This is a genomic window from Streptomyces sp. NPDC088097 (assembly GCF_044741845.1).
In the GTDB taxonomy this organism is placed as follows: Bacteria; Actinomycetota; Actinomycetes; order Streptomycetales; family Streptomycetaceae; genus Streptomyces.
Window position 1 is genome coordinate 353,344 of record NZ_JBIUTJ010000001.1, and the last position, 16,178, is coordinate 369,521.

13 protein-coding genes are annotated in these 16,178 nt (G+C 73.6%); 3 read left to right on the top strand and 10 right to left on the bottom strand.

Annotated features, from left to right (window positions below; all coding sequences use genetic code 11):
- Positions 1-8 precede the first annotated feature (8 nt).
- Together ACIOD1_RS01575 and ACIOD1_RS01580 are read right to left on the bottom strand one after the other, a co-directional pair.
- Positions 9-1,721 (bottom strand): TerD family protein, encoded by a 1,713-nt coding sequence (locus ACIOD1_RS01575; protein ID WP_401899541.1) that lies wholly within the window; start codon positions 1,719-1,721, stop codon positions 9-11.
- A 244-nt stretch (positions 1,722-1,965) separates the two neighbouring features.
- Positions 1,966-2,565: a M48 family metallopeptidase gene (locus ACIOD1_RS01580; RefSeq protein ID WP_401899543.1), complete on the bottom strand. Its 600-nt coding sequence runs from the start codon at positions 2,563-2,565 to the stop codon at positions 1,966-1,968.
- A 240-nt stretch (positions 2,566-2,805) separates the two neighbouring features.
- Between ACIOD1_RS01580 and ACIOD1_RS01585 the strand changes: the two genes are divergently transcribed.
- Both ACIOD1_RS01585 and ACIOD1_RS01590 read left to right on the top strand, forming a co-directional pair.
- Positions 2,806-3,915, top strand: a complete 1,110-nt coding sequence (locus ACIOD1_RS01585; RefSeq protein ID WP_401899546.1) for a ThiF family adenylyltransferase — start codon at positions 2,806-2,808, stop codon at positions 3,913-3,915.
- 166 nt (positions 3,916-4,081) lie between these two features.
- Positions 4,082-5,410: an ABC1 kinase family protein gene (locus ACIOD1_RS01590; protein ID WP_401899549.1), complete on the top strand. Its 1,329-nt coding sequence runs from the start codon at positions 4,082-4,084 to the stop codon at positions 5,408-5,410.
- A 52-nt stretch (positions 5,411-5,462) separates the two neighbouring features.
- On the opposite strand, the gene ACIOD1_RS01595 is transcribed toward ACIOD1_RS01590, so the two are convergent.
- The 5 genes from ACIOD1_RS01595 to ACIOD1_RS01615 all read right to left on the bottom strand — a co-directional run bounded on the left by ACIOD1_RS01595 (position 5,463) and on the right by ACIOD1_RS01615 (position 9,346).
- Entirely contained in the window at positions 5,463-5,669 is a 207-nt protein-coding gene (locus ACIOD1_RS01595) for a hypothetical protein (RefSeq protein ID WP_365617623.1), read from the bottom strand.
- Positions 5,670-5,788: 119 nt separating this feature from the next.
- Positions 5,789-6,121, bottom strand: a complete 333-nt coding sequence (locus ACIOD1_RS01600) for a hypothetical protein (RefSeq protein WP_365617625.1) — start codon at positions 6,119-6,121, stop codon at positions 5,789-5,791.
- A complete protein-coding gene (locus tag ACIOD1_RS01605) occupies positions 6,118-6,489 on the bottom strand; it encodes a WhiB family transcriptional regulator (protein ID WP_365617627.1) in 372 nt (123 codons plus the stop codon). Before ACIOD1_RS01605 ends, ACIOD1_RS01600 begins: the two co-directional genes overlap by 4 nt.
- A 182-nt stretch (positions 6,490-6,671) precedes the next feature.
- Entirely contained in the window at positions 6,672-7,001 is a 330-nt protein-coding gene (locus ACIOD1_RS01610) for a hypothetical protein (protein ID WP_401899552.1), read from the bottom strand.
- A gap of 167 nt (positions 7,002-7,168) precedes the next feature.
- Positions 7,169-9,346 (bottom strand): ATP-dependent DNA helicase UvrD2, encoded by a 2,178-nt coding sequence (locus ACIOD1_RS01615; RefSeq protein ID WP_401899554.1) that lies wholly within the window; start codon positions 9,344-9,346, stop codon positions 7,169-7,171.
- Between the two features lie 162 nt (positions 9,347-9,508).
- On the opposite strand from ACIOD1_RS01615, the gene ACIOD1_RS01620 reads away from it, so the two are divergent.
- Positions 9,509-9,769, top strand: a complete 261-nt coding sequence (locus ACIOD1_RS01620) for a mycoredoxin (RefSeq protein WP_365617631.1) — start codon at positions 9,509-9,511, stop codon at positions 9,767-9,769.
- 91 nt (positions 9,770-9,860) lie between these two features.
- On the opposite strand, the gene nudC is transcribed toward ACIOD1_RS01620, so the two are convergent.
- The 3 genes from nudC to ACIOD1_RS01635 form a co-directional block, all read right to left on the bottom strand.
- Positions 9,861-10,796, bottom strand: a complete 936-nt coding sequence (nudC, locus tag ACIOD1_RS01625) for an NAD(+) diphosphatase (RefSeq protein WP_365617633.1) — start codon at positions 10,794-10,796, stop codon at positions 9,861-9,863.
- Between the two features lie 119 nt (positions 10,797-10,915).
- Complete coding sequence (locus ACIOD1_RS01630) at positions 10,916-12,340, bottom strand: dipeptidase (protein WP_365617635.1); 1,425 nt, start codon at positions 12,338-12,340, stop codon at positions 10,916-10,918.
- Between the two features lie 10 nt (positions 12,341-12,350).
- Positions 12,351-16,142, bottom strand: coding sequence for an ATP-dependent DNA helicase (locus ACIOD1_RS01635; RefSeq protein ID WP_401899558.1), 3,792 nt, complete (start codon positions 16,140-16,142; stop codon positions 12,351-12,353).
- Positions 16,143-16,178 lie beyond the last annotated feature (36 nt).

Below are 16,178 nucleotides of genomic sequence, written 5' to 3' on the forward strand. Positions count from 1 at the left end.
GGGCTCCCTCAGACCTCGTACGGCTGGACGACGATGAAGTTCCCGGGGGCGCCGCGGAACTGGAGGTTCACGGTCTCCCCGCTGTGTCCGGGATAGGCGTTGCGCCGCAGCCGGACCTGGCTGGAGATGATCACCTGGGAGGCGGCCGACCACGCGACGATGGCGTTGCTGTCCGCGAAGGTGGTCGGGGTGACGGGCAGGACCACGGGCACGCCGTGGGTCTTGACGATCACCGTGCCGGAGCCCTGGAAGAGCATGGTGAACAGGGCGCCGCCGGGGATGCCGTGACCCTCGATGCGACGGACCTCGTGCTGGAGGGACTCGTCGAAGGCGAGGACGTTCTCCGCGGAGACGCAGATCCCGTCGCCCTGGAGCTCGATGGCGTGCAGGTGCGCTCCGGTCTCGGCGAGGAAGACCTGCCCCCGGCCGGAGCAGCGCATCAGCTGCATCTCCTGGCCGGTGGCGTTGCCGACGACGCGGCCGGCGAAGCCCGCGCCCTTGTAGCTGAAGTCCACCTTGCCCTGGTACAACACCATGCTGCCCTGGCGGGCGAGGACGGCCTGGCCGCCCATCGACAGGTCGACGCGCATGAGCTGCTGGTTCTGCGGGGTCCAGCGGGCGCCCGTGGGGGCCTCCTTGTACGGCTGGAGCGCGGCGGCGAGACCCGGGGCGGCGGCGGCCTGCGCCGGCTGCCCGTAGGGGGCCGGGGCCTGCTGACCGTAGCCGGGCTGCTGACCGTACGGGGGCTGTTGGCCCGGGACCTGGCCGTACGAGGGCTGCGGCTGTTGGCCGTAGGGGGCGGGCACGGGCCCGGGGGGCGGCACTTGGCCGCCGTACGAGGGCTGCGCCGGCTGCTGGTGCCCGTACCCGGGCGGGCCGGGCTGCTGCGGGGGGTGCGGCGGCCCGCCGTACGGGGCCTGCGCGGCGGGCGGTACCAGCGGGCCGACCATGGTCGGGGCGGTGTGCACCGCGGCCGGGGCGGGCTTGTGGTGCTGGGGCGGCTGCGGCTGGTGTTGCTGCTGGTGGTTTTGCTGCGGCGGCGGGGCGTACGGCGCGGGGGCGGGCGGCTGCTGCTGGGCCGGGGCGCCGAAGGAGGGCGCGGGCGCGGCGGCCTGCGGCGGCGGGGCGAACCCGGGGGCCGCGGCCGGGGACTGCGCCTGGGCCGGGACCTGCTGCTGCGGCTGTTCCTCCTCCTCGGCGACCTCGCCGCCGAAGTTCTGGAGGAGCGCGGCGAGTCCGCCGTCGAAGCCCTGGCCGACGGCGGCGAAGCGCCAGACGTCCTTGAGGTAGAAGTCCCCGATCATCAGCGCGCGTTCGGTGCTGAACTCCGCGCCCGTGAAGGAGTACCGGACGACTTCCTCGCCGCCGGCCACGATCCGGATGTAGCCCGGGCCGATCTGCGACATCTGGCCGGGGCCGTCGAGGGTCGCGGTGAAGGACAGCTTGTGGATCGCGGCCGGGACGCGGTCGAGCGTCACCCGGAAGGATTCCGTGTCACCGGACTGCGCGCCGAGCTGCTGGATGGACTCCTCGGGCGACTTCGGCTGGTTGAAGAACACGAAGTAGCGGTCGTCCGAGAGCTGCTCGTTCGCGTCGAGCCCGAAGCAGCTGATGTCGAAGGCGAGTCCGGGGCCGGCGATCTGGACGCCCACGTACAGATCCGTGCCCGCTGTGAGATCGCTGACCTTGGCCTTGTGGCCGCGTTGGAATTCCCTGGCCATACGTCCGACCGTCCCCCATCCCCACTGTGCCCGCGTGCCGCTGAGTGCGGCCTGCCGAATGCGTGCCGCTCAGGCTAACGGCTCCCGCCGACATCCGGACAAGCCGGTGCCCACCCGGTACCGACCCGGTACACATCACGCTTCGTGACCGCCCGGTGCCGCCGGCCGCTCGCCGCCACCCCGCTCCACCGTTGCGCGGTGGAGGTCGTGGCGGCAGGTCGAGCCGGCAGCTCGTCGCGGAAGGTCACCGCTCGCGGGAATCCTCGGGCGGGATCTCGGCGGAGTCCTCGCCCGGGTCCGGGATCCGGGGCAGGCGTTCCGCCGCGACGATCCCCTCCAGGTACCCGCGCGCCCGTTCCGTCTTCGGGTACGCCTCCAACAACTCCCAGAAGCGGGGGCCGTGGCCGGGCACCAACAGGTGTGCCAGCTCGTGCAGGAGCACGTAGTCGACGACGTACTCCGGCATCCCCTGGAGCCGGTGGGAAAGCCGGATGCTGGCCTCGGCCGGGGTGCAGGAGCCCCAGCGGGTGTTCTGGTTGGTGACCCAGCGCACCGACCGGGGGCGGGCCCGGCCGGCGAAGTACTGCCCTGAAAGACGCTCGGCGCGCTCGGCGAGTTCCGCGTCCCCGAGGGTCCGTTTGCTCTCCTGCGCCGCGAGCTTGTCGAGCATGACGCCCACCCAGCGCTTCTCCTCCGCCTCGGACATCCGGGCAGGGATCAGGACGACCGTCCGCTCGCCCTCGCGGTAGGCGGATACGGTCCTGCGGCGGCGCGCGCTCCGGCGTACTTCGACGGCGCGCTGCGGTGGGTCGGCGGACACGCCACGACCGTACCCGCTCGTCATGGCGGAAGTCCCGCGCCTCCGCGGTTCGAACAGGATCGATTCTTCGGCCGGGCCGGAACCGCCCGTTCGCCGCCGCCCCAACGCCCTTCCCCGCCTTTCACTCTTCCTCTCATATGACTGATACGCCCTGCCTGTGGACAACTTTCCGCAGAGTCCGCGAAACCCGGGCATCGTGGCGGAAGACGAAACCGGGAAACGAACAACGCAAGCGGAAGCGGAAGCGAACGAGGGGGCGGCGCGATGTATCCGAAGGTGAAGCAGGCACTGGCACGGGCCTGGCGCGATCGGCAGACGGTCCAGTTCGGGGTGACCCCCGCGCACGCGGTGGTGCTCGGCCCGGTGGACACGGCCACCGGATCCCTCATCGACCGGATCGACGGGACCCGCGGCATGGAGTTGCTGCGGTCCGAGGGCGCGGCCCTCGGACTGCGGCCGGGGCAGGTGGACGAGCTGGTCCGAAGGCTCGCGGGGGCCGGGCTGCTCGACGACGCCACCGCGGGCGGGCCACGCGCCCAGTCCTTGCGGGACCACCCCGCGTTCCTGGAACGGCTGGGGCCCGACCTGGGCTCGTTGTCGCTGGTGCGCCGGGAGCCGGGTGGGGACTTACGGGCCCTCGCCGCGCGCGGCGCCCTACGGGTCCAGGTGCGCGGGAGCGGTCGGGTGGGGGCGGTGATCGCCTCCGTCCTGGCGGCGGCCGGAGTGGGCCGGGTCGAGGTGCTGGACGGGGGCCGGGCGGAGACGGCCGATGTGGCCCCCGGCGGGGTGGATCCGGCGGCCGTGGGCCGGCTCAGGGCCGAGGCGGCCTCCGGGCTCGTACGGGCCGCCGCCCCGGGGCGGGGCGGGCGGGCCCTCGGGGCGGAGGAGCCGGAGCGGGGGCTGGCCCTGGTGGTGGTGGCTCCGCGGGACGGCCTCCAGGCGTGGGCCCCCGATCCCGGACCGGCGGCCGGGTGGGTGGCCACCGGCACCCCGCACCTGTACACGGGGGTGCTGGAGGGGACGGGGCTGGTCGGCCCGCTGGTCCTGCCCGGGGCCACGGCCTGCGCCGGGTGCATGGAGCGCGACCGCGTCGACCGGGATCCGGCCTGGCCGAGGATGCTGGTGCAGTGGCGTTCGGCGCACCGCCGTCGGGCCGCCGGCGCCTGCGACGTGGGGCTGTCCACGGCCGTGGCCGGTCTGGCCGCCGCCCACGCCCTGTCCTTCCTCGACGGAGAACTGCCCGCTTCGACGGCGGCCCGCTGGGAGGCCGCCCTGCCGGGCCTGCACTGGGAGCGCTCGGAGCTGAGCCCGCACCCGGAGTGCCCGTGCGAGGCGGCCGTCCCCGCCCGGGAATCGGTGGCGGTGCCCTCGTGAGGGCGGCGGGACCGGGCCCTCCGGTCGAGGGTGGGGCGGGCCCACCGGTCGGGGAGGGTGCCCGGCTCCGGGTGTCCGGGACCGCATGGCAGGATGCTTCGGGGGGCCGGTCGTACCCCCGAAGCACCGCTCGCGGCACGGCTGTCTGGGAACTGGAGGGGCTTCAATGTCTGATCTTCCCCGGAAGGCGGTCACCCGCACCGTCAAGCTGGCCGCGCTGCCGCTGGGCATCGCCGGCCGCGCGACGTGGGGGCTGGGCAAGCGGATCGGCGGCAAGTCCGCCGAGATCGTGACCAGAGAACTCCAGCAGCGCACCGCCGAACAGCTCTTCCGCACGTTGGGCGAGTTGAAGGGGGGCGCCATGAAGTTCGGGCAGGCCCTCTCGGTGTTCGAGTCGGCGCTCCCGGAGGAGGTGGCCGGGCCCTACCGGGCGGCGCTGACCAAGCTTCAGGAGGCCGCCCCGCCGCTGCCCGCCGCGCGGGTGCACGAGGTGCTGGCGCAGCGACTCGGCGAGGACTGGCGCGAGTTGTTCGAGGAGTTCGAGGACAAGCCGGCCGCCGCCGCGTCGATCGGGCAGGTGCACCGGGCGGTGTGGCACGACGGCCGGCAGGTCGCCGTCAAGGTCCAGTACCCGGGCGCGGGGGAGGCGCTCCTTTCGGACCTCAAGCAGTTGGGGCGCTTCGCCGGGCTGTTGGGGCCGCTGATCCCGGGCATGGACATCAAGCCGCTGATCACCGAGCTGCGCGACCGGGTCTCGGAGGAGCTGGACTACGAGCTGGAGGCCGAGGCCCAGCGCACCCACGCGGACGCCTTCGACGGGGACGAGGACGTGGTCGTCCCGGACGTCGTCCACCAAGGCGACGAAGTGCTGGTGACGGAGTGGATGGAGGGCGTCCCGCTCTCGGAGGTGATCGCGGACGGCACCCAGGAGGAGCGTGACCGCGCCGGGCAGTTGCTGGCCCGGTTCCTCTTCTCCGGTCCGGCACGCACCGGGCTGCTGCACGCCGATCCGCATCCGGGGAACTTCCGGCTGCTGCCGGGGGCGGACGGCCGGATGCGCCTGGGCGTGCTGGACTTCGGCACCGTCGACCGGCTCCCGGGCGGCTGGCCCAAGCCCATCGGCCGGTCGCTGCGGATGACCCTGGACGGGGACGCCGAGGGGGTCTACGGACACCTGCGCGCGGAGGGCTTCGTGAAGGAGTCCGTCGATCTGGATCCGGACGCGCTGCTCGCCTACCTGAAGCCGATCATCGAGCCGACCGAGGTCGACGCCTTCACCTTCGCCCGACCGTGGCTGCGCGGGCAGGCGGCCCGGATCGCCGATCCCCGGTCCCCCGCGCACCAGTTGGGGCGGCAGATCAACCTGCCGCCGTCGTACCTGTTGATCCACCGGGTGACGCTGAGCACCATCGGGGTGCTGTGTCAGCTGGGGGCGACGGTGCGGCTGCGCGACGAACTGGAGGCCTGGCTGCCCGGGTTCCTGCCCGAGGACTGACCGGACCGGCGCCACCGCGCGGCGGTGGGGCGGCGGGGGCACGGAGTCGGGCTCACCACCAGGCGGAGTCGAGTCTGCCCTCGATGGCCCGGAGGTTGGCGCGCGCGCAGTCGACGCAGAAGTACTGTCTGGCGCCGTTCTCGACCGAGCAGGTCCAGGTGGGCGGCGCGCCGTCCGGTGAGCGGGCGCCGCAGCGCGCGCAGACGACGGGCTGGGCCTCGGTACCCGGCGGAGCCGGGCGGGGGGTCGGCTGGTCCACCTCCAGACGATATCCCCGAGGGGCCGAGCGGGCCGCGCAACGCACCGGGGGGACCGGTCCCTTCGGACCGGTCCCCCCGGTGGCGCCGTTCACGGCCGAGTTCGGCCCCGATCGGTGTGTCAGTGCATGACGGCCATGGCGAGCGCGCGCCGGGCGCGCAAGGAGACGCGCTCGGCCTTGCGCTGCATGCGCCGGGCGGCGACCAGGCGCAGGGCGTGACGCTCGGCGTCCGCCTCACGCATGCGGTCGTCCATATGGGCACGAGCCAGGGCTTCTGGGATGAGTTGCATTTCGCGGGTCCTGTTCTGACGCGAGGTCATCGCGCCGGCGGTGATGAAGTCTGCTGTGGCGGAGCCGTGCGGCTGCTCGCTCGTGGTGGCGTGGGGGGACATGAGGGCCTGCTTCAGGGGGTCGCGCGTCAGGGGGCGGTCGATGGTTCCGGTGGCGGTCATGCGGCTGCGACCGGGTTCTTGCGCGGGCGGCCGCGGGGCCGCTTGCGGGCCACGACCACGCCCTGGACGAAGAGCTCGCCGCCCCAGACGCCCCAGGGCTCGCGGCGCTCCTGCGCACCGGCGAGGCAGGCCTCGACCAGCGGGCAGGTGCCGCAGAGGGCCTTGGCGTACTCGACGTCCGCCGGGGACTCGGCGAAGAAGACCTCGGGGTCGAAGGTGCGACAGGGAACGGGTACGCCGAGGTTCTCGATGGCGTCGTCGAGCGCGGTGAGCGCGGTGAGCGGGGTCAAGGTGGTGGCCTCCGGGACTGCGGGCGGGGTGATCGTTCGGGTCTGCGGTACGGACGGGGCGTGCGCTTCGAGTTGCACGGTGGTTTCTTCCTCGTCTGGTTCGGTTAGTCGTTCCGGCCGGTCGGCCGGTCGCGGCTGGTACCTGGTCTTGCCAGTCCCGAGGCCCCTTCGCTCCGTCGTCCCCGTTCGGGGACAAACAGAAGGGCCGCGGATCCCGGGTGGGGTTCCGCGGCCCTGAAGGCGCCGGCCTGATCATGCGATCAGGCTGGATCACTCCAGGGTTCGAGCCCGCGGAAGGCCCACATCAGGTGGTGCTGGTGCTTCTTCGTCTGCGTCGACTGCTTGACCTGGGATCCGGCACCGGCTGCGGCCGCGAAGCCATAGGCGCCATGTGCCTGGGCTTCCAGTACTGCCACCGGTGCCTGGATCGGTCGCTCATTGCGCTCGCTGACCGGAAGGGCCGCGAGCAGGGCAGGGCTGCCGGCGGAAATCGCGGACAGACCGGTACCCAGGATCGAGACGGAACCGAGCAGGCAGGAAGCGTCGACCGAGCGATCGGTCATTTTGGTGAAGGTCATGAAGCTGGTCACTGGTCTCGCCTCCTCTCGGCGTCTCGGGGACTCGGCCCGGAGGCCTGTCCCATGCGTATTCGGATAAGTACAGCACGGATCCAGGGCTCCGGAGAAGCCACCGTTTCCGTTGCTAAGAACCTATGGGGATTCGTTGGGCATGTGCAAACTATTTTTCCGACGAGTTTCTACGCGTCGTCAGGATCCGCGCCGGCAGGCTCCTGGCCTGCGCAGATGGCGAGCACATCCGCTCCGTACCGGTCGAGCTTGCGGCCGCCGACTCCGGAGATCATCGAGAGCGCTCCCGCCTCGGCCGGGCCGGTCTCCGCGATCGCCATCAGGGTCTTGTCCGTGAAGACGCAGTAGGGGGGCAGTCCCTGGGTCTTCGCCTGACCGGCACGCCACTCGCGCAGGCGTTCGTAGAGCCCTTCGTCCATGTCGGACGGGCACTCCTCGCAGCGCATCAGTTTGATGTCGCCGGCCTCGGTCAGGGTCTTGCCGCAGACCCGGCAGAGCACCGGCCCGCGCCGGCCGCGCTTGCGGGTGCCGGGCTCGACCGGGGTCCCCGCCCGGCTTCCGGGGACGGCGGAGCCCGGTCGCAGGCCGTTCAGGAAGCGGCTGGGCCGACGGGAGGCCCGGCCGCCCGGAGCCCGCGAGAGGCCCCAGGAGAGCGTCAGGTGCAGCCGCGCCCGGGTGACCCCGACGTAGAGCAGTCGGCGTTCCTCCTCGACCTGCTCGTCGGTCTTCGCGTACGTGATCGGCACCATGCCGTCGGTGAGGCCGACGAGGAACACGGCGTCCCACTCCAGGCCCTTGGCGGCGTGCAGCGAGGCGAGGGTGACGCCCTGGACGGTCGGGGCGTGCTGGGCGGCCTTGCGTTCCTCCAGCTCCACGGTGAGGTCGGCCAGGGTGGCGCCGGGGCGGGCGCGCGCGAAGTCCTCGGCGAGACGGACCAGGGCGGCCAGCGATTCCCACTGGTCGCGGACGGCGCCGGAGCCGACGGGCGGCTCGGCGGTCCAGCCGGTGGAGCTGAGGACGGCCCGCACCTGGGACCCCAGCTCGACGACGTCTTCGAGCAGGGGGTCGTTGCCCGCGGAGCGGGAGGCTCCGCGCAGGGAGAGGACCGCCTTCTGGACCTCGGCGCGCTCGAAGAACCGCTCGGCCCCGCGCAGCTGGTACGGGACCCCGGCGTCGGCCAGGGCCTGCTCGTACACCTCGGACTGGGCGTTGATCCGGTAGAGCACGGCGATCTCGCCGGCCTGGACCCCGGCGGCGATCAGGTCGCGGATGCGGTGGGCGACGCCCTCGGCCTCGGCGGGCTCGTCGGGGTACTCGGCGTAGACCGGGTCGGGGCCGGCCTCGCGCTGCGAGACCAGTTCGAGCCGGTGTTCGGCGGCCCGGCCCTTGGCCTGGTTCAGCAGGCCGTTCGCCAGGTGGACCACCTGGGGGGTGGAGCGGTAGTCGCGGACCAGCTTGACCACGGTGGCCTGCGGGAAGCGGGTGCGGAAGTTCAGCAGGTGGTCGGGGGTGGCGCCGGTGAAGGAGTAGATGGTCTGGCTGGCGTCGCCGACCACGCAGAGGCTGTCGCGCTCGCCCAGCCACAGGTCGAGCAGCCGCTGCTGGAGCGGGCTGACGTCCTGGTACTCGTCCACCACGAAGTGCTGGTACTGGGTGCGGATCTGCTCGGCGATGTCGTGGCGATCCTGGAGGATGGCGACGGTCAGCAGCAGCACGTCCTCGAAGTCGATCATGCCGCGGTCGCGCTTGAGCTGCTCGTACACCCCGTAGATCTGGGCGATCTCGGCCATGTCCCGGGGGGCCTCGCGGCCCGCCTTGAGGGCGGCGGCCGGGTAGTCGGCGGGGACGGTCTGGGTGACCTTGGCCCACTCGATCTCGCCGGTGACGTCGCGCAGCTCGCCCCGGTCGAGGCGGATGCGGCAGCGGGAACCGGCCTCCGCCACGAACTGGATCTTCCGCTCCAGCAGCCGGGGCACCTCGCCGCCGATCGCGCGGGGCCAGAAGTACTGGAGCTGACGCAGGGCGGCCGAATGGAAGGTTCGGGCCTGGACCCCGCCCGCGCCGAGGTTGCGCAGGCGGCCGCGCATCTCTCCGGCGGCCCGGTTGGTGAAGGTGACGGCCAGCACGCTCGCGGGCATGAGCTGCCCGGACCGGACCCCGTAGGCGATGCGGTGGGTGATCGCGCGGGTCTTGCCGGTGCCGGCGCCCGCCAGCACGCACACCGGACCCCGCAGGGTCGTGGCGACCTCGCGCTGCTCCGGGTCGAGGCCCAGGAGCACGGCGTCCGCCTCGGGCGCGTCCGTGCCCGCGCCGGCCGTGAGGGATGAGGAGTGCGTTGCTGATGTCACCCCGCCATGCTGCCAGGTCGCGTGGGTCGGGCGGGAAACCCGTCCACAGGGCGGGGGCCGCGGTCATACCGGCGGCTCGGAGGGAATGGCGGGGCGTTCCCGTACGTTCGAGTACTCGGACCGGCACTCGGACCACCGCGCCCCCACGAAGGAGAACGCAGCATGCAGGACACGGGCACCGTCACGATGTACAGCACGACCTGGTGCGGCTACTGCCGTCGGCTGAAGTCCCAGATGGACCGGGAAGGCATCGCGTACAACGAGATCAACATCGAGCTCGACCCCGAGTCCGCGGCGTTCGTGGAGAAGGCGAACGGCGGCAACCAGACCGTGCCGACCGTCCTCGTGAAGTCCTCCGCCGGCAACGAGTCGGTCATGACGAACCCCTCGCTCGCGCAGGTCAAGCAGGCCCTCGCGGTCTGATCCGGGCCGGGCGGCACGACGGTTTCCGACAGAAAGGCCCCCGCCGAGGCGGGGGCCTTCCGCTGTGACGAACGTTACGCGGCGACGAACGTCACGCAAGGGCCTTGGGGAGCGGCCGGCCGTACCAGAGTTCCAGCAGTCGGGCCGCGATGGAGATCCCCGACGGAGGCAGCACCTCGCCGGACTCGAACGCGGCGCGCAGGTCCTCGCGGGAGAACCAACGGGCCTCCTGGATCTCCTCGCCGTCGACCGTGATCTCCGAGGTGACGGCCCGGGCGGTGAAGCCCAGCATCAGGCTGTACGGGAACGGCCAGGGCTGGCTGGCGACGTACTCGACCGTGCCGACCTTGATGCCCGCCTCCTCCCACACCTCGCGGATCACCGACTGCTCGATGGACTCGCCCGGCTCGACGAACCCGGCCAGCGTGGAGAAGCGGCCCTCCGGCCAGTGCACCTGGCGGCCCAGCAGCGCGCGGTCCTGATCGTCGGTGACGAGCATGATCACGGCCGGGTCGGTGCGCGGGTAGTGCTCGGCGCCGCAGCCGGGGCAGCGGCGGATGTGTCCGGCCGCCGCGACCACGGTGCGCTCGCCGCAGCGGGAGCAGAAGCGGTGCAGGCGCTGCCAGTTCTCCAGCGCCACCGCGTGCACCATCAGTCCGGCGTCGCGCGCGGACAGCAGCAGCCCGGCCTCGCGCAGTCCGGCCGGTCGGGCCGACTGGTCCATGCGGCCCGGCAGGGAGTCCTTCTGGAGCGCGAAGTACCGTACGCCGTCCTCGTCCGTGCCCAGGAAGTAGCGGTGGGTCTCGGTGAGGGGGGCCTCGAAGGCGGGGGTCATCACGATCCCGGTGTCGCCTTCGGGGGTGTCGTCGATCAGGACCTGCCCGCCGGAGACCACGAAGACGCGGGTCGCCGGGTGGCTCCAGGCGGCGGCGAGCCAGGCCTCGTCGAGGCGGTGGTGCGCGGCGCGGTCGACACCGCTGGGCGCGGCGAGCGAGAGAGGGCGCTCGGGCTCGGTATGGGTGCTCACAGGTACTTCCAACTCCCCCGGTGGGTGGGACAGGCAGGCGGCTCGGGCAGCGGTGGTGACGGTGACACGGAAGGTGTCGGTGTTGTCGGTGATGCGGGCGGTGCGGGTGGTGCGGGTGGTCAGGCGGGGGCGGGCTTCCAGTGCTCGGCCAGGTCGCCCCACAGGTAGGCGGCGGTCTCCACGCCCTTGAGGAGGAGGTCCAGCTCGACCTTCTCGTTGGGCGAGTGCCAGCCGTCGGAGGGTACGGAGATCCCCAGGAAGAGGACGGCCGCGTCCAGCACGTCCTGGAGGTCGGCGGCCGGTCCGGAGCCGCCCTCGCGGGTGAAGAGGACCGGCTGACCGAAGGCGCGGCCCATGGCCCGTACGACGGACCGGAGCGCGGGGTGGTCCAGGGGCGTCAGGCAGGGCCGGGTGGGCGCGCCGAAGGTGATCGCGTGGCGGATCCCGGCGGGGACGCGGGCGGCGACCCACTCCCGGACGGCCGCCTCGACCACGTACGGGTCCTGGCCCGACACCAGGCGGAACGACAGCTTCAGGTGCGCGGAGGCGGGCACGATGGTCTTGCCGCCGGGGCCCTGGTAGCCGCCGCCGATGCCGTTGACCTCGGCGGTCGGGCGGGCCCAGACGCGCTCCAGGGTGGAGTACCCGGCCTCGCCGGCCGCCGCGTGGGACTTGGCCGTACGGAGCCACTCGGCCTCGTCGAAGGGCAGCTCGGCGATCAGGGCGCGCTCGGCGTCGGACAGCTCGGTGACGTGGTCGTAGAAGCCGGGGATCGTGACCCGGCCGTCCTCGTCGTGCAGGGCGGCGACGAGGCGGGCGGCGGCGGTGGCCGGGTTGGGCACGGCCCCGCCGAAGGCGCCGGAGTGGATGTCCTGGTCGGGCCCGTGGAAGTCGATCTCGCAGTCGGCGACGCCGCGCATGCCGGTGCAGACGGTCGGGGTGGTCTCGGACCACATGCCGGTGTCGGAGACGATCACGACATCGGCGGCGAGTTCGGCGGCGCGGGCCTCGACGAGCGCGCGGAAGTGCGGGGAGCCGGACTCCTCCTCGCCCTCGATGAGCAGCTTGAGGTGCACGGCGGGGGCGGCGGAGCCGGTGGCGGCGAGATGCGCGCGGACGCCCAGGGTGTGGAAGAGGACCTGGCCCTTGTCGTCGGCGGCGCCGCGCCCGTACATCCGGCCGTCCTTGACCACCGGCTCGAAGGGCTCGGTGTGCCAGCCGTCGGCGAGGGCGGCGGGCTGCACGTCGTGGTGGCCGTAGACGAGCACGGTGGGGGCGGCCGGGTCGGCGGCGGGCCAGTGGGCGAAGACGGCGGGGGCTCCGGTCCCGTCCGGGGTGCCGGTCTCCCAGATCGCGGTGGTCGGGAAGCCGGTCTCCTTCAGCTTCGCGGCGAGCCATTCCGCGCTGCGGCGTACGTCGCCCGCGTGTTCGGGCTGCGCCGAGACCGAGGGGATGCGCAGCCACTCGGCGAGGTCGTCGAGGAAGGCGGCGCGGTGGGTGTCGACGTACGTGCGGACGACGCTGTCCGGCGGGGTTTGGCTCATGCCCACGAGCCTAACCTTCCGCCTCGCCGTCACCGTCCGTGCCCGTTCGGCCTTGGAGGATCCGCTCAAGGCGGGCGCGGTCGGGGAGGTCGCGGGGGCGTATCACGCGGCCGCTGCGGACGTGCAGGAAGGCGGCCGTGACCCGGTCGAGGGGCGTGCCGGTGGCCTCGGCCCAGGCCAGCCGGTAGACGGCGAGCTGGAGGGGGTCGGCCTGGGTGGTGCGGCCGGTCTTCCAGTCGACCACCTCGTACGAGCCGTCGGGGTTCTCGTAGACGGCGTCGATCCGGCCCCGGACGACCCGCCCCGCGAGGGTGAGTTGGACGGGGGCCTCCATGCGGTACGGGGTGCGCTCGGCGTACTCGCTGCGCTCGAAGGCGGCCTTGAGGAAGTCGAGGTCGGCCTCGTCGGCGATCTCCTGGTCGGAGCCGGGCAGCTCGCGGGCGGGGTCGAGGAGCCCGTCGAGGAGGGGCAGGGGCAACTCGTCGAAGCGGGACTCGACCCAGGCGTGGAAGCGGGTGCCCTGCCGGGCGGCGGGCTGCGGGGGCTTGGGCATGGGGCGGGCGAGGTCGCGGGTGAAGCCCTCCTCGTCGGCGGCGAGGCGAAGGAGCTGGCTCGCGGACAGGGCGGAGGGCAACTCCACGTCCCGTACGGCGGCGCGGGCACGGCGGAGCTCGCCCTCCAGGGCGTCGAGGTCGCGGTCCCAGGAGGCGATGGTGCGGGCCTCCTCCGGGGCGGCGCCGGGGGCGCGCTCCGGGGCACCGGTCGCCCCGCCGGGTCGGATCGGCTCCGGGGCGCCGAAGCCCGGGGCCGGGTGGACGGCCTCGCCGGCCCACAGGTCGTCCTCGGCGGCTTCCGGACGGGCGGCTCCGGGGGCGGCCGGGGCTCCGGCCCGGCGGGGGGCGGGCACGGTGGCTTCGCCCGCCCAGAGGTCGTCATCCGGGCCTCCGGACGCGGTGGGGCCGGGGTCGGGGTCGGCTGCGGGCCCGGGGTAGGGGTCGGCTGCGGGGCCCGGGGCGGGCGCGGGCGGGGCTTCGGCCCGGGGGCCGCCGTGCGGGTGCTCGGGCCGGGGGCCGCCGGTGGTGCCCGGTTCCTCGGCGTACGGGAGCGGGGCCTCCTCGGGCCAGGGGGCGTCCGCGTCGTCCGGCTCCTCGCAGTGCGGGGGCCAGAGGTACGGCTCCTCGGGGTCGACGGCGGCCGGGAGCGGGGCACCCGGGCGGGAGTCGCCCCGGGAGGGGTCGCCCCAGGGGGATTCGGCCCGGACGGCGTCGCCCCGGAGGGCGTCGAGCAGGTGGGCTTCGACGAGCGCGGCGGCGTGCCGGCGCAGGGCCAGGGAGTCCCGGTCGAGCGGGAGGGGCCAGGAGTGGTCCGGGGTGGAGTCGTCGGCCAGGGCCGGGTTCTCGGCGTCGGGGGCGGGGGCTTCGGCCCAGACCTCGACCTCCCCGAACCCGGCGGCGCAGTGGTCGTGCAGGGCGGTGAGGAACTCCGACGGACCCCGGCGGCGCTTCTGGGTCGGGCCCCACCAGTGGCCGGAGGCCAGCAGCAGGGAGCGGGGGCGCGTGAAGGTGACGTACCCGAGGCGGAGTTCCTCGACGGCCTTGTGCTCCTTGAGGGCGGCCTTGAAGGACTTCAGGCCCGCCGCCGTCCACGCGGGACCGGCCGGCAGGGTCTCGGCGTCCCCGCGCAGGGCGTACGGGAGCACCTTGGCGTACGAGGTCCAGGCCTCCGGGGCCTTCTCCTTGGGGAAGGCGCCCGCGCACAGGTCGGGGACGACCACCACGTCCCACTCCAGGCCCTTGGACTTGTGGGCGGTGAGCACCTTCACGGTGTTCTCCCCGCCCGGCAGGGCGTGGTCGAGGCCCTTCTCGTATTGGGCGGCGGTGCGCAGGAAGCCGAGGAAGGCGAGCAGGGACGCCTCCCCGTCCAGGGCGGCGAAGCCGGCGGCGACGTCCATGAAGTTCGACAGGGTCTCGCGGCGGCGGGCGGCGAGGGCGTGCGGGGAGGCGGACAGCTCCACGTCCAGCCCGGTCGCGGCCAGCACCCGGTGCAGTACGTCCATCAGCGGGTCGGCGAGGGAACGCCTCAGGTCCCGCAGCTCCTGGGCGAGGTGCGCGAAGCGGACCCGGGCGGCGGCCGAGAAGGGGAGTTCGTCGGGGGCCCGGCCCGCGCCGTCGAGGAAGGTCTCCAGGGCGTCGGCGAGGGAGATGACCTCGGCCGGGTCCACGCCCTCGACGGCCGCCGCGAGGCGTCCGTCGGGCCCGGCGTCGGCGCGGTCGCGGGCCACGAGCTGCCGGGCCCGGCGGCCGAGCAGTGCCAGGTCCCGGGCGCCGATGCGCCAGCGCGGGCCGATGAGGAGCCGGACCAGGGCGGCGTTGGCCCCCGGGTCCTGGAGCACCTCGCACACCGAGACCAGGTCGGCGACCTCGGGCAGGTGCAGGAGCCCGGACAGGCCGACGACCTCGACCGGCACGTCCCGGGCCACCAGCACCGCCTGGATCCGGGCGAAGTCGGCGGCGGAGCGGCACAGCACGGCGATGTCCCCGGGCTCCTTGCCGGTGCGGACCAGGTGCGCGACGGAGTCACCGAGCCACTCCAGCTCCTCGGCGTGGGTCTCCAGCAGCGCGCAGCGGACGATCCCGTCCCGCTCGGCGCCGGGCGCAGGGCGCAGGGCCTCGACCCCTTCGTGCAGGGCGCGCAGCGGGGCGGCGAGGCCGTTGGCCAGTTCGAGGAGGCGCCCGCCGCTGCGCCGGTTCTCGCTGAGGGAGAGGCGGGTGGCGGGGGTGCCGTCGGTGTGCGGGAAGTGCTCGGGGAAGTCGTCGAGGTTGGCGACGGAGGCTCCGCGCCAGCCGTAGATGGCCTGGCAGGGGTCTCCGACGGCGGTCACGGCGTGGCCCGTGCCCCCGCCGAAGAGTCCGGACAGCAGCAGCCGCTGGGCGACGGAGGTGTCCTGGTACTCGTCGAGGAGGACGACGCGGAACTCCTGGCGCAGCAGGACCCCGACCTCGGGGCGGGTGGTGGCGAGCCGCGCCGAGAGGGCTATCTGGTCGCCGAAGTCGAAGAGGTCGCGTGAGCGTTTGGCGAGGCGGTAGCGGGAGACGAGTTCCAGCAGTTCGAGGCGGCCCCGGACGGCCTCGGGGACCTTGCGCAGGTCGTCGTTGGTGAGCTTGGCGTCGGCCAGCTCCGCCAGCAGGGCGGTGTCGTACGCGCGCAGGCCGTCCGGTTCGATCAGGTGCTCGGAGAGTTCCCCGTCGAGCGCGAGGAGGTCGCTGACCAGGTCGGGAACGGACTTGGTCAGGGAGGGGTAGGGGCCGGGGGCCTCGCGGAGCACCTTCGCGGCGAGCTGGAAGCGGGTGGCGTCGGCGAGGAGGCGGGCGCTGGGCTCCAGGCCGATGCGCAGGCCGTGGTCCTTCAGGAGCTGCCCGGCGAAGGCGTGGTAGGTGGAGATCCGGGGCTCGCCGCCGGCGGTCTCGGCCTCGGCCGGGGAGGGGTCCGGATCGGTGATCCCGGCGCGGGCGAGGGCCTTGCGGACGCGCTCGGCGAGCTCTCCGGCGGCCTTGTTGGTGAAGGTGAGGCCGAGGACCTGTTCGGGGGCGACGGCGCCGGTGCCGACGAGCCAGACCACGCGGGCGGCCATGACGGTGGTCTTGCCGGAGCCGGCGCCGGCGACGATGACCTGGGGGGCGGCCGGGGCGGTGACGCACTCCAGCTGTTCGGGCGTGAACGGGATCCCGAGGAGCTCCTTGAGCTGTTCGGGATCGGAGAGGACGGGGGCGGCGGGGGCGCGCCCGGACTCGTACGCGGTCACCTCGAAAGGCTAGCCGCCCGCACCGACAGTCCCCGA

Excerpts from the sequence above, each read along its gene's own strand:
- ACIOD1_RS01620 (WP_365617631.1), top strand. The coding sequence starts at position 9,509 with ATGCAGGACACGGGCACCGTCACGATGTACAGCACGACCTGGTGCGGC.
- ACIOD1_RS01585 (WP_401899546.1), top strand. The coding sequence starts at position 2,806 with ATGTATCCGAAGGTGAAGCAGGCACTGGCACGGGCCTGGCGCGATCGG.
- ACIOD1_RS01575 (WP_401899541.1), bottom strand. The coding sequence starts at position 1,721 with ATGGCCAGGGAATTCCAACGCGGCCACAAGGCCAAGGTCAGCGATCTC.
- ACIOD1_RS01600 (WP_365617625.1), bottom strand. The coding sequence starts at position 6,121 with ATGACCGCCACCGGAACCATCGACCGCCCCCTGACGCGCGACCCCCTG.
- ACIOD1_RS01590 (WP_401899549.1), top strand. The coding sequence starts at position 4,082 with ATGTCTGATCTTCCCCGGAAGGCGGTCACCCGCACCGTCAAGCTGGCC.
- ACIOD1_RS01580 (WP_401899543.1), bottom strand. The coding sequence starts at position 2,565 with ATGACGAGCGGGTACGGTCGTGGCGTGTCCGCCGACCCACCGCAGCGC.
- ACIOD1_RS01630 (WP_365617635.1), bottom strand. The coding sequence starts at position 12,340 with ATGAGCCAAACCCCGCCGGACAGCGTCGTCCGCACGTACGTCGACACC.